The sequence below is a fragment of the Daejeonella sp. AP26 genome (assembly GCF_056680515.1).
Genome location: NZ_CM155286.1, coordinates 2,916,442 through 2,929,433 on the forward strand (window position 1 = coordinate 2,916,442; position 12,992 = coordinate 2,929,433).

The 12,992-nt window shown below is 41.4% G+C and carries 14 protein-coding genes; 7 read left to right on the top strand and 7 right to left on the bottom strand.

What is annotated here, in order from left to right:
- Positions 1-14: 14 nt before the first annotated feature.
- Positions 15-779, bottom strand: a complete 765-nt coding sequence (sufC, locus tag AC1MCB_RS12415) for a Fe-S cluster assembly ATPase SufC (protein ID WP_479965042.1) — start codon at positions 777-779, stop codon at positions 15-17.
- A gap of 105 nt (positions 780-884) precedes the next feature.
- Positions 885-2,336 (bottom strand): Fe-S cluster assembly protein SufB, encoded by a 1,452-nt coding sequence (sufB, locus tag AC1MCB_RS12420; protein WP_479965043.1) that lies wholly within the window; start codon positions 2,334-2,336, stop codon positions 885-887.
- 199 nt (positions 2,337-2,535) lie between these two features.
- Here sufB and AC1MCB_RS12425 point away from each other — a divergent pair, with 199 nt between their 5' ends.
- From AC1MCB_RS12425 to AC1MCB_RS12440, 4 genes are all read left to right on the top strand, one after another.
- Positions 2,536-2,832 (top strand): hypothetical protein, encoded by a 297-nt coding sequence (locus AC1MCB_RS12425; protein WP_479965044.1) that lies wholly within the window; start codon positions 2,536-2,538, stop codon positions 2,830-2,832.
- Positions 2,833-2,895: 63 nt separating this feature from the next.
- Positions 2,896-3,315 carry a DoxX family protein gene (locus AC1MCB_RS12430; protein WP_479965045.1) on the top strand — a complete coding sequence of 140 codons (420 nt, stop codon included), beginning with the start codon at positions 2,896-2,898 and terminating at the stop codon, positions 3,313-3,315.
- Between the two features lie 197 nt (positions 3,316-3,512).
- Positions 3,513-4,037, top strand: coding sequence for a DinB family protein (locus AC1MCB_RS12435; protein ID WP_479965046.1), 525 nt, complete (start codon positions 3,513-3,515; stop codon positions 4,035-4,037).
- Between the two features lie 96 nt (positions 4,038-4,133).
- The gene (locus AC1MCB_RS12440; protein ID WP_479965047.1) at positions 4,134-4,508 is read left to right on the top strand and encodes a VOC family protein; all 375 of its coding nucleotides are present in this window, start codon (positions 4,134-4,136) and stop codon (positions 4,506-4,508) included.
- Between the two features lie 85 nt (positions 4,509-4,593).
- Here AC1MCB_RS12440 and AC1MCB_RS12445 read toward each other — a convergent pair whose 3' ends face one another.
- Positions 4,594-5,127, bottom strand: coding sequence for an OmpA family protein (locus AC1MCB_RS12445; RefSeq protein WP_479965048.1), 534 nt, complete (start codon positions 5,125-5,127; stop codon positions 4,594-4,596).
- A 246-nt stretch (positions 5,128-5,373) separates the two neighbouring features.
- On the opposite strand from AC1MCB_RS12445, the gene AC1MCB_RS12450 reads away from it, so the two are divergent.
- Positions 5,374-5,631, top strand: a complete 258-nt coding sequence (locus tag AC1MCB_RS12450; protein ID WP_479965049.1) for a TFIIB-type zinc ribbon-containing protein — start codon at positions 5,374-5,376, stop codon at positions 5,629-5,631.
- 74 nt (positions 5,632-5,705) lie between these two features.
- Here the strand turns inward: AC1MCB_RS12450 and AC1MCB_RS12455 are convergent, their stop codons facing one another.
- Entirely contained in the window at positions 5,706-5,972 is a 267-nt protein-coding gene (locus AC1MCB_RS12455) for a DUF4140 domain-containing protein (protein ID WP_479965050.1), read from the bottom strand.
- A 331-nt stretch (positions 5,973-6,303) separates the two neighbouring features.
- On the opposite strand from AC1MCB_RS12455, the gene AC1MCB_RS12460 reads away from it, so the two are divergent.
- Complete coding sequence (locus tag AC1MCB_RS12460; protein WP_479965051.1) at positions 6,304-7,551, top strand: LVIVD repeat-containing protein; 1,248 nt, start codon at positions 6,304-6,306, stop codon at positions 7,549-7,551.
- A 7-nt stretch (positions 7,552-7,558) separates the two neighbouring features.
- Positions 7,559-7,843 carry a hypothetical protein gene (locus AC1MCB_RS12465; RefSeq protein WP_479965052.1) on the top strand — a complete coding sequence of 95 codons (285 nt, stop codon included), beginning with the start codon at positions 7,559-7,561 and terminating at the stop codon, positions 7,841-7,843.
- 292 nt (positions 7,844-8,135) lie between these two features.
- On the opposite strand, the gene AC1MCB_RS12470 is transcribed toward AC1MCB_RS12465, so the two are convergent.
- From AC1MCB_RS12470 to AC1MCB_RS12480, 3 genes are all read right to left on the bottom strand, one after another.
- Positions 8,136-9,575 carry a trypsin-like peptidase domain-containing protein gene (locus AC1MCB_RS12470; RefSeq protein WP_479965053.1) on the bottom strand — a complete coding sequence of 480 codons (1,440 nt, stop codon included), beginning with the start codon at positions 9,573-9,575 and terminating at the stop codon, positions 8,136-8,138.
- 220 nt (positions 9,576-9,795) lie between these two features.
- Positions 9,796-10,452, bottom strand: a complete 657-nt coding sequence (locus tag AC1MCB_RS12475) for a GIY-YIG nuclease family protein (protein ID WP_479965054.1) — start codon at positions 10,450-10,452, stop codon at positions 9,796-9,798.
- 334 nt (positions 10,453-10,786) lie between these two features.
- Positions 10,787-12,958 carry a TonB-dependent receptor gene (locus AC1MCB_RS12480; protein ID WP_479965055.1) on the bottom strand — a complete coding sequence of 724 codons (2,172 nt, stop codon included), beginning with the start codon at positions 12,956-12,958 and terminating at the stop codon, positions 10,787-10,789.
- Between the last annotated feature and the right edge of the window lie 34 nt (positions 12,959-12,992).

Consider the following 12,992-nt stretch of genomic DNA (forward strand, 5'->3'; position numbering starts at 1 on the left):
ATTTGAAATTATCATTAAACCGTTTCAGCAATATTTATTTCATTTTTAATGAAATCATATCCTTTTTCTTCCAGTTCAAAGGCGAGTTCTTTTTTACCTGATTTAACGATACGACCATTATATAACACATGCACAAAGTCCGGGATTATGAAATCCAGCAATCTCTGATAGTGAGTAATGAGGAGCACTGCATTATCTGCATTGCGCAATTTATTTACCCCGTTTGCAACTATTCTTATGGCATCAATATCAAGCCCTGAATCGGTTTCATCCAGGATGGCCAGCTTAGGCCGAAGCATAGCCATCTGAAAGATCTCATTCCGCTTTTTCTCGCCTCCAGAGAAGCCTTCGTTTAATGAACGGCTCAACAGAGGCTGCTGAATATCCATCAGAGCCATTTTTTCTTTCATCAGTCTCAGAAATGCAACCGCATCAAGAGGCTCTTCGCCACGATATTTGCGTACTTCGTTGACAGCTGTCTTGATAAAGTTTGTCGTACTTAAACCGGGGATCTCCACAGGATATTGAAAGCCGAGAAATAACCCTTCGCCCGCCCGCTTTTCCGGAGCCATATCTAAAAGATCTTTTCCCATAAACTCTATTATCCCCTGGCTCACTTCATAATCGGTCTTACCGGCTATAACAGATGCCAATGTGCTTTTACCAGAACCATTGGGGCCCATGATCGCGTGCACTTCACCAGGTTTTATTTCAAGATTTATTCCTTTTAATATATTCTTTCCTTCAATCCCTGCATGTAAATTCTGAATCTTCAGCATAATTGTATTTTATTTAATCGTTATCTTAATTCTTTTCCTTAACCTCTTTTTTCCTCATGCTCTTCATTTGCACATTGCATATCAGCACATTTGCACATTTGAAAGTTACCCCACGCTTCCCTCTAAGCTAATAGCAAGCAACTTCTGTGCTTCCACAGCAAACTCCATTGGTAACTGATTCATCACCTCTTTAGCAAAGCCGTTAATGATCAGGGCAACTGCGGTTTCCGAATCAATACCTCGCTGGTTACAGTAAAAGATCTGATCTTCGCCGATTTTAGAAGTGGTGGCTTCGTGTTCAACTATCGACGTATTATTTTTCACTTCGATATAAGGGAATGTATGAGCACCGCATTTATCCCCTAATAATAGAGAATCACACTGAGAAAAATTGCGGGCATTAACGGCATTCTTAGCTACATGCACTAAACCGCGGTAACTGTTATTACTAAAGCCTGCAGAAATACCCTTAGATACAATGCGGCTCTTGGTATTCTTACCCAGGTGCAGCATCTTCGTTCCTGTATCTGCCTGCTGGTAATTATTGGTCACAGCTACTGAGTAGAATTCGCCGGTTGAATTATCCCCTTTCAATATCACACTCGGATATTTCCAGGTAATAGCCGAACCTGTCTCAACCTGTGTCCATGAGATCTTGGAATTATTTCCTTTGCAGATTCCACGCTTGGTTACAAAATTATAAATCCCCCCTTTACCCTGCTTGTCGCCGGGATACCAATTCTGCACAGTAGAATACTTAATTTCCGCATCATCAAGCGCGATCAGCTCAACTACGGCAGCATGTAATTGATTTTCATCACGCATAGGAGCTGTACACCCCTCCAGGTAACTCACATAACTCCCTTCCTCGGCAATAATGAGCGTTCTTTCAAACTGTCCCGTGTTCTCGGCGTTGATCCTGAAATAGGTCGACAGTTCCATCGGACAACGCACGCCTTTCGGAATATAACAAAAAGAGCCGTCGGTAAATACTGCTGAATTGAGCGCCGCAAAGTAGTTATCAGTTATCGGCACAACGGAAGCCATATATTTCTTAACCAGATCAGGATGTTCCTGTATTGCATCGCTCATCGAGCAAAATATAATACCCAGTTCACCTAGCTGCTCTTTAAATGATGTACCAATAGAAACACTGTCAACCACCGCATCTACCGCCACTCCCGTGAGCCGCTTTTGTTCCTCCAGCGAAATGCCTAGCTTTTCAAAAGTCCTTCGCAGTTCAGGATCAATTTCATCAAGGTTATTGGGATTTACTTTTTGCTTGGGAGCTGAGTAATAAATGATATCCTGGTAATTAATAGAAGGGTATTCTATATTGGCCCATTTCGGTTCTTCAGCAGCCAGACTTACCCAATGCCTGAAAGCTTTTAATCGCCAATCAAGCATCCATTGAGGTTCATTCTTTTTTGCTGATATGAATTTAATAATATCTTCATTTAATCCCGGAGGTGCTTCATCAGCTTCTATATCGGTGACAAAGCCATATTTATAATCGCTTAGAACGGTTTTTTCAATAGCACTTAGTTCTTCATTCATATCGTAATAGCAAATTGTATATAGTACTTCATTAAACAGGCTTAATTCCCCCAATCTCTCCTCGTGGCAAATGGAGATCCCATTATTTCAAAGATACAAATCAATATATACAAAAAAGTATAAATGGAGAGCTTGATTAGAAAAATGGCGTTTATCAAACACAAGGATACTTGTTTTGTTAAATGCTAAAACCTTCACTATGTTTATTGTACGTGAAATATTTCATTTACAATTTGGTCGCTACCGCGAAGCAAAAGCATTGCTTGACGAAGCCATGCAAAACCATTTATTACCTCAGCCTGAAGGGAGCAGGATATTAACCGACTTCACCGGTGAAGGATACCGCCTGATACTAGAATTACCTTACCAAACGCTCGCCGATTATGAAGCCACCCTTACCAGGGAACTCGGTGAACCGGGCTGGAAAGACTGGTATGAAAGCTTTAAACAATTCGTTCGCTTTTCTGAACGCGAGATACTGAAGCAGGTCATGTAGATAGCCTACAATATGCTATATTACCGTCGATTTTGGCTTACACCTTTTACTAAAGCTGACTAAATGCGTAGAAATTCATTTTCCTACCAACCTTTAAGCACCGACCTGGCAGCCTTGCTTCTCCGGCTAAGCTTTGGAGGTTTATTCATTCGTATAGGATACATGAAGTTGATGTCATTCAATGAGATTCTCAAAATGTTTCCGGATCCGATTGGCATAGGCTCTGAATTATCACTCATACTGGTAATATTCGCAGAATTGTTTTGCGGAGTTTTGGTCGCTTTGGGTTTGTTAACACGGTTCGCGGTAATTCCCATCTTTATAGCAATGACGGTCGTTTTTTTTATCGTTCACACGAAAGATCCTTTTGATGCTAAAAGTTTACCTTTTCTTTTCTGGCTTTTATCTATTGTGATCTTTGTCCTGGGCAGTGGTAAGTTCTCTTTGGACAAGTTGTTTTTCAAGCAGCGAAGAAGGAGATAGTTAGTACACATGTCATAACGTTTAAACCTGCAGTGATTTGTTAGCTGGCACAATCGAACCCTCAAATATCGACATAGCTTAGACAGGATGGACAGCCAAAATAACATGTCGCCTTTCACCCCATAGATTGACGCATTCACACACAATTTTGTTCAGGCAGGCAGAGTATCTTTATAATGAACTAATTGTATAGAGCCATGAACACAGAAATCTTAACAAATGTTAAAGGCATTACTGATGAACTGACTAGTATCCTTTCATCATTCAACGAGGCAGATATAAATAAAGTTCCTTATGAAGGCGGCTGGTCGGCAGCCCAGGTCGGCGAGCATTTATTTAAATCTTACGGTGTTGTAGAAATTTTAAAAGCTCCGGTTCAAAAAACTGATCGCGCACCTGACGAGAAGGTTGAATCAATTAGAAGTGCGTTTCTAAACTTCGATATTAAAATGAGCTCCCCGGATTTTATTATCCCTTCCGCTGGGATTATAGACAAAGACAGCATAATAAATTCACTGAAACACAGGACAGCAAAGATCATTGAAATTTCAAACCTCCTTAATCTTTCAGAGACCTGTTTAGCTTTTTCCCCTCCAGGGTTAGGTGAATTAACAAGGTTGGAGTGGCTACACTTTATTTTGTATCATACACAAAGGCATATTCAGCAATTGAAAAACATACAGCAAAAAGTACTGGCCAATAAAGAGGAGATACACGGGTAGCTTTTTATTACTTCCAGTTCTTGAGCTGGAGAAAAATGTGAAATTACAATCAGGCTTTAGTTTGATTAATGAGTATTCAATTTAAACCCTAAAATCATGATCAAGCAAAATCATGCATTCAGCAGCTTCTCGGTATCAGACCTGCCACAGGCCAAACAGTTCTATGGTGAGGTACTGCAAATGGAAGTCTCCGAGAATGAATATACCTTAGAGCTAAATATCGGCGAAAATAAAAAGGTAATGATCTACCCTAAAAGTAATCACACGCCTGCAACCTTCACTGTTCTTAACTTTCCGGTTGACAATATTGACGAGGCAGTCGAAACTCTTAGGGAGAAAGGTATACGTTTTGAAATATACAACGAGCCGAACCTCACTACAGATGAAAAAGGCATTATGAGAAGCAATGGTCCTCAAATTGCCTGGTTTAAGGATCCATTCGGAAATATCCTCAGCGTTTTACAGGAATAAACTAACTATAAAACAAGAAAAGCAGGGTCGCCCCTGCTTTTCTTGTTTTAATATGCGCTGTTTTTCCACCGCTATAGTTATTCAATTAGTTCACCTTATGGATTTCAACACGTCTGTTTAATACTCGGCCTTGCTCAGTCTCATTTGATGCAACTGGTTTTGATTCGCCAAATCCGACACTGTTTAGATTCTCACCTTCTACACCTGCGTTAACTAAATAAACCTTCACCGAATTTGCCCGGTCATTAGACAACGTCATATTACGCTGATCAGTTCCTTCTTGAGAAGCATGACCGTTAATATCAAATTTTACAGTATTATATTTTTTCATTTCTGACGCAATCTGATCAAGTACTGCATAGGAAGCAGTTTTCAATACAGACGAATTGAACTCAAACTGAATGTTGCTGTAATTGAAATCCGGCATCTTTTCCGGAGTTGGGGTTACTTCTGTTTCTTTTTCTTCAACAGGTGCACTCTGCGCTACGGGTGCTTCTTGTTCAACTACTGGCGGCTGCTCAGCAACGACAGGTTTTTTTGCGCGGCAAGAGCCAAATAAGATTGCAGCAGTAGATAATGCTAAAATAAAGGTTGTGATTTTTGATGTCTTAAGATTCATACTACCTGGTTTTTTAATAAAATTGTTTCAGTTTATGTTTATCAAACTAAACAACGATTTTTTATTGTTACTGTTGTTTAGAATGAGAGCAAACTTAGCCCTTTTTATTGAATATACTAATTTCAAAAAATGGGTAAACAAGAATCTATATCCCCATATTGTTACAATGAAGCTTCCATTTTTAAGAAATCAGGGTATCTGAATGAATATTTTTACCGTTTCAGCTTAAACTAAATTGTAATTCTTATGAAATGTCCAAACTGCAACACTACCTTGTTAATCACCGATAAACAAAACATCGAAATCGACTACTGCCCGGATTGCCGGGGTATCTGGCTAGACCGCGGCGAGCTCGAAAAGATCATCGAACGTTCCGCCGAACATTACTCGAAGAAGGAAAACTATGAGTCAGATTACAAACGCTATGGTTATGGCGATGATAGTTCCAGAAGAAATCCTCAACATAAGAAGAAGTCGTTCCTGAATGACCTTTTTGATTTTTAATTTATTTAAAACTTATCCCGGAGTTACTCCGGGATAGGCTTTTTAATTCTCCAATCGGATTCTTTATTCTAAAACTACCGGACGGTTCTTCGGATATTTATTTCAAGATCAACTCTTTCTTTTCGCCAGGTCAGGCCCCGAATCTTGATTACCCACACTCTGATCTGATTCGTCTGAATGTCGAGCTTATCCCGAATATCTGAAATCTCTGCCTCAAGTTTGATGACCTCCGAATTTTCCGTTTGTTCGTTCAGAAAATTGTTCTGACGATTAACGGAGAGGACTGTGAAAGTACGCTCTCCTTTAAACTGTATACTCTGTTCCTCAATTTCAGGAGACAAGCCTTTAAAACTAGTGTGGAATTACCGGACGGAATGGTTACTTGTCCGCTTCTCTCCAGCTGTGCTTTTTGAAGAAAGACTGTTACCCGTTCTATTTAGAATCAATGAAAATGGTTTTTTCCTGAGCGCGAAGAGTGCTTGCAAAAACGAACAGAAAAACGCTTAAGTAACTATTTTATACGTGTAGATCATTTAGAAATGATTAAGAAATCGATTTCCCATATGACTATAATTTCAAAATCATCTAAAAGTATCTAACCAGTAATTAAATTAATAACTTGTAGCGTTTCTATACTTTCATTCGTATTGTCTTGGTAATCTAATTATCACCATGAAAGCAAACTGGTTGTATACACGAATCACTTCTCTGATGCTTGTGTTACCGCTGTTATTGTTCAGCACCTGCAAGGATGAGGTCACACGAACAAGAACTTTTCGTACAATAGTTCCAATCTATCTTTCGGTAGCTGATCTGCGTATGCAAACCACCCCTATTCAAGCACCCGAGCCGCTTAGTCAGCCGGGCAAGATCTACATCTTTGGTAACTATCTTTTTATAACAGAAGTTAGAAAGGGCATACATATCGTAGATAACACTAATCCTGAGACACCGCGTTTCATTAATTTCATCAGTATCCCCGGTAATGCTGACATGGCGGTAAACGACAATATTCTGTACGCAGATAGCTATGTTGATCTGCTTGCCTTTGATGTCTCCGACCCTGTTCATATAACCTCTGTCAAAAGGGTGGAGAATGTGTTTGATAATCTAAACATCGATAAGGCCAGGGGTATTATCCTGGGATACAAAGACACAGTGATAACGGAAGTTATAAGAGGTGACATTTATCCCAATCAAAATTCTTATGAGTCCGGAGGTGCTGTGGCAAATAGTACGGGTGGGTCCAACTATGGCACCGGAGGCTCTACCGCCCGTTTTACCCTGATGAACAGCAACCTCTACACAGTTGATCATTATCAATTGAAACTGTTTAATGTTTCTCAACCACGAGACCCAAAATATTTAAATACCATTAACCTTGGCGGAGGTATTGAAACGATTTTTCCATACAATAACAAACTGTTTATCGGCTCCACGACAGGAATGCATATCTACGATGCATTCAATCCTTCAGCACCGGTCAAACTGTCTACCTACCGGCACGTAACCAGCTGCGACCCGGTGGTGGTGCAAGGGAAATATGCGTATGTCACGCTGCGGTCTGACAATTTGTGTCAGCAAGGTATCAATGTACTGCAGGTGCTTGATATTGAAGACGCTCGTGCCCCGGTAATGGTTTCCTCTTTTCCCATGTTGAAACCTTATGGATTAGCTGTCTCCGGCAAGAACCTTTTCATCTGCGAAGGACAGTTCGGGCTGAAGGCTTTTGATAATACTGATGTATTATCCATAGGTCAGAAACAACTTTCTTTTCTGGAAGGTATTAATGCCTCGGACGTGATTCCCGGACCTAAATCTCTGATTGTTACCGGCACAAAAGGCGTTTATCAATATAATTATTCTAATCCATCCGACTTAAAACTTTTAAGCCACCTCCCGCTGAATAACAGTTTGTAATATTGCGATGAAGACAATTTTAGTTGCATTACTGCTCCTGGTTTCTCCAATCATAAAAGCTCAGAAGCTGCCTTTTGTCAACCATACTGAGGCAGGTATTCTGGCGGCAACAGCCAGGAAGCCTTCGCTTACTGCCCAGACGTTTACTGGGGTAAGACTTGACAAATGGAAGCTGGAGGCAGGAATTACCGCCGGAGTAGATATTTATCAGGAGATGACCTTACTGCCCATCTCCGTGGGCGTAAAGTGGAACCCATTAAATAATCTTTCAGTTTCTCCCTATTCAGTTTAAATGCAGGTTATGGTTTCAGCTGGCTCCAACATCAGAATGATGATGCAAGATATGACGGCGGTTATGTAGTTCATCCTTCACTGGGTGTACGAATAAAGACCAAAAGTGCAACCAGGGTTTTCATGGGTCTTGGCTTCAGACAACAAAGAGCTGTTATTCGTCAGGATATTCAAACTATCGGTTTGATCTACAACTCCTTTGCACCAACCCCGGATCTGCAATCCAAAGAAGAATATAAGTTTCGCCGGATCTCACTCAGTGTTGGCATAAGCCTCTAAGTGCCTGCATCTTGTTAAGCACCCAGAGAAAAATTAAACACCACCCTCGAGCCATCAGGTGCAATAGCAAATATTTGAACCCTGGAGTTCCGCGCCTCCATTAATGCCTTCTCAACATCAACCGGACTATTCACTTCATTTCCATTTATGTAAGTAATAATAGTTCCCGATGGTATACCTACTTGGTGAAAAAACCCTCCTCTTCTTACTTCGGTTACCAGCACACCTGCTCTCAGACCAAGACGTTCCTTAAGTTCAGAACTGAGCGGTGACATGGTTGCACCAAGCTTGTTGTATATTTCTTTTAGTGAACCCCCAGCCAAAGCTTTTGACGCTTCCTCCCCTTTCAGGGTTACCGCGACGTCGCGCACCTTGCCACCGCGTAAATAACTCAGTTTAATCTTATCGCCCGGGCGGTGCCGCGCGATACGCTCTGAAAACTCCGCGGACGAAAATATCTCGATGTCGTCGATCCTTTGAATAATATCACCTTCCTCCAAACCTGCTGATGCGGCAGCGCTACCTTCCTGGATACCTGTTACGAACACTCCCCTGACTGAACCAGGGCTAATACCCTGTTGCTTCAAATACTGATCTTCTGCAAATGGAGCAGGGAAAGACACTCCTAAAAGGCCGCGTTTAACGGTGCCGAATTCTTTTAAATCTCCCAGGATCTTTTTGACGAGCGAAACCGGAATGGCAAAGGCATACCCTGCATAACTCCCCGTCATGGAGGCGATTGCTGTATTGATACCTATCAGCTCACCCCGTAGATTGACCAGCGCTCCACCACTATTGCCAGGGTTAATTGCTGCATCAGTCTGTATAAAAGATTCTATCGCCGACGATTGTGCAGCAGGGTCGCCTTCCGAACTATTTATTATCCCTATGCTTCTTCCTTTCGCGCTCACAATACCTGCAGTAACGGTGGTATTAAGAGAGAATGGATAGCCAATAGCCAAAACCCATTCTCCAACCTGCACACTATCGGAGTTTCCCATTTTTACAACCGGTAGTCCTTTAGCCTTTACTTTTAATAAAGCCAGATCTGTGTTTTGATCTCTTCCTACCAATTCTGCGGTGAAGCTTCTTCGGTCAGGCAGGATCACTTCAATATTATCGGCATTTTCAACTACGTGGTTATTGGTAGCTATGTAACCATCAGAGGCGATGATTACTCCTGATCCGGACCCCATCTTCGTAGGACTTCCGCCGCTAAAAGGGCTAAAACCTGCACTTTCGGATGCCGAAGTATAAGTGGTCTTAATATGTACAATTGCCGGAGTAACTGCTTTAGCTGAGGGAACAAAACTCAGATCACCGCTCAGCACAATCGGCGAACCCTGAGACCCCGCCGTTTCAGTTGAATTGCTTTTTCCGAATAACAAATAAATACTTGCTGCAATTACAGCACAGACTAAAACTGTAATTAAAATAACTCCGCCCTTCTTCATAATTCTGATTATTAAAAACAACGGAACTTCAGGTGTTCTGTTTTACGCTACTTTCATCTGGCACTTTTTTCTTTAAGGTTAGTACAAACTAGAGTTATGGTATTTCAGCGTTTAAATTGCCATACAGAACATAAAAAAATGCAGATCCTCTTCCAACAAAAAGCCCTAATACCAATAAGGTATCAGGGCTTTTTGAATTAGGACTTGCTTGATGTGTCTTTTACACAGCAGCAACTATTAAGTTTCTGAATTGGTAACTATCAATAATACCAGACTTTTCAACCTTCTGAGTGAATTCTGACATTTGTTCAACGTGCACATCTAAAAATGCTTGTTTAGCCTTACCGTACGAGCATCTGAACATCTCAACTCCCTTTTGCGCCTTTTCTCCTTTAGTATATTGACGGGTATCTAAGTAATTACTTAGCTTCTCCTGGATCATGCGTACCGTTTTGCCAATTTTGGTTGTTTTAGCATAGAACAACATTTCCCAGTCATCGCAATTTGCAAATTTTGAAGCTGCACCATTTAAGGATTTAACACGCTTAACTATTTCGCTCGCAGATCCAACTTTAACTAATCCAGCCTTAACAGAACCGATAATGTAAACATAACCATCCTCGAACTCCTTCAACGCACTCTGCACACTGGATGTATGACATTGAGGACAAATACCATCACGGGTTTTAAACTGGTGGTTTTTGTTTGAAGGACATTCTGCTGTGTTGTAAGCAAATGCTTTTTCCTCATCCGACATTCGCTGACTTAACTCTTCTGTCATCTCACTTCCTCCGGCATTGATTAATAGCTCTTCTGAAATTTTGTACTTGTCCAGAAATGCTGCCTGCGACTTCGTTAACTCTTCTTTTATTGACATTATTATGTTATTTGATATACTGAATATTTTCTTTTATTCGATGATGTTAAGCAGCCCGGCGAAAAGCTGTCTATGTAGTGATTCGCTAATTCGAAGCATATTTCCCCCGCCATATCTCAGGAAACAGCTTTTGGAAGTATTTTGCCGATAAATTTTCAGGCATTTTTAATTGCAGTTCGCAAGTTAGGAAAGTTTTTTGGGTTAGTCCTCATCATCTTTGAAAGAAACTGAGGGATAGCTAAAGTGAAATATTATCTAAGCGGCTGTATTTATGGCTGTTAATTGAGAGGCCGCAAGGTAACTGATGGCTTATAAAGGAAAGGTTATACATTTTTTATAGCCTGATCTTCAATCCCCCGTTTATTACAAAGCCGTCAACGGGAGCATAGATATCTCGAAAATCAGGGTTGCTTATATTGCCCGTATAGATGGTATCAAAACTGGTTTGTCGGGTATCTAAAAAGTTCTCAAAGTTTAAAAATAGAGAAAATTTCTCGAAGATTCTTTCAGTCATAAAACCGGTGATCCAGTATGACCGGCCTTTAGAACCATCATTTAAAGTCTGCGGACTGAAGTAATATCCCTCTAGTCCTATTTTCCATTTATCTTCTTGCTCATACATCAGTACGTTATTGAGCCGATGCCTGGCAACTAGTGGGTAATCTGTTGCGGTTCCGTTATCATGCTGTTTTACATCGGCAAGCGTATAGCCGATAAATAACTTAAAATCACGATAGGTAAACTTGATATTAGTTTCCAACCCGCGCGTGTCAAGGAATCCCGATAATTGGTCAAAGCGATAGGAGTCGTTTGGCAGGGAATTTAATACCAGGGGATCATTTATCCGGGTGTAAAATAGTAACTGGTTAATTGAAAAAGATACTTGGTCATCGAATAAAAGTGTCCGGTAATTCACATCGAAGTTAGATCCGTACGAGCGTTCTGGTTTTGCAACTGAAACATCTATTGGAAGCACATTTCTGAATTGAATCCTCTCAGCATCTTCTGTAAAGACAGTGGGTGTTTTATATCCCAAACCACCGCCTAACCGGGCTGAGAAAGCGCCCTGTTTAATCAGAGCCGAGATTCGTGGCAGCAAGACGAAACCGTAATCATTATGATAATCGCCGCGAAGGCCGGTTTCAAGAGTAAATTTCTCTGAGGCGTTCCAGGTATTTTGCAGGAAAGCTCCCAAAGTGTTCTGACTATAATCCCGGGCGATAAGGTTGGTTCTTTTCTCTTCGCTGAACTGATCAGTAACAAAGTTCAGCCCCCCTACCCATTCCACGTCTGGTTTATCATATTGATAGGTTGCCTCTGTAAAGCTAGCGAACTGATCACCCGAGAAGTTAAAGCCCGGTATTTCAATTTCTCTTTTATATGCACTCAGGCTATTCTTAACACTAAAAGTGGTATATACATTAACCTGGTGGTTAAATGTTAGCTGGCTAGAATATCGTTGGGTTTTATTCCTTTCAAAATAACCACCATTAGCGCTGTTTCCATTCTTTATCAGGTCGATTTCCCCGCCGGCCCTTTTTTCTACCGTTGCATTTAATCCGAATTGAATGTTAGTTTGTTCACTGAGGTCTGCGAAGATCCTTGGGTTCAGTGTGAACCTGTTAAATTCAGGGATTGCTGTTAAGCCAATGTCAGCCGGGTCATATGGATTACCGTGATTGTAAGCGGCATAGACTGTGGTTCCTATTTTGCCCGGTTTGCGAGCGTAAAAGCCGCTGGCGTCTAACCCTAAAGCAGATGTACCATTTAGAAGAAAGCTAAGCTCGCGTTCTTCAGCCGGAGTTTTCGATACCAGGTTAACCAGGCCGGCAATGGCGCCACCGCCGTAAAGCGTCGAGGCAGAACCTTTAATCACTTCAACTTGCTTCAAATCCAGTGGAGCTATTTGCAACAAGCCCAGTCCACCGGAAAAACCGGCATATAATGGGAAACCATCCCGAATGATCTGGGTATACCGGCCGTCGAGCCCCTGAATCCGGATACTTGAGTTGGCGCTGGTTGCTGATGTCTGCTGCGTCTGAATACCCGTACTTTCATTTAAAAGCATTCGGATATCTCCGGGCTTCATATTTCCTTTTTCATCCAGTTCCTCACCTGAAATAGCTTCTACCCGCGTGGGTATATCTTCAATAGTCCGGCTGCTACGGGTTGTTGTGATTGTTACTTCCTCCAGTTCTTCTTCATCAGCGCTTAGGAAAACCTCGTAAGGCTGGATTCCGGTAAATGGGATGGAAATGCTATCGGTGAATTCCTGGTATCCCTGGTGACTGAACTTAATTGCAAACTTTCCTTGCGGAAGATCACTTAGCTTCGCAACCCCGTTTTGGTCTGTCAAAACACCCGTTTTCAAAGAAATAATTTCCACAGAGGCACCTGGTAATGACTGAGAGGTGGCCTTATCTTTCAAGCTTACGGTTAAGGTGTGCTGAGCATTGGTTGAACTAACACCAGCAAAGAACCACAGTAGTAGGATAAGAAATCTCATTTTCGCAATTGGATCATTGATTAACCGGCGAAGT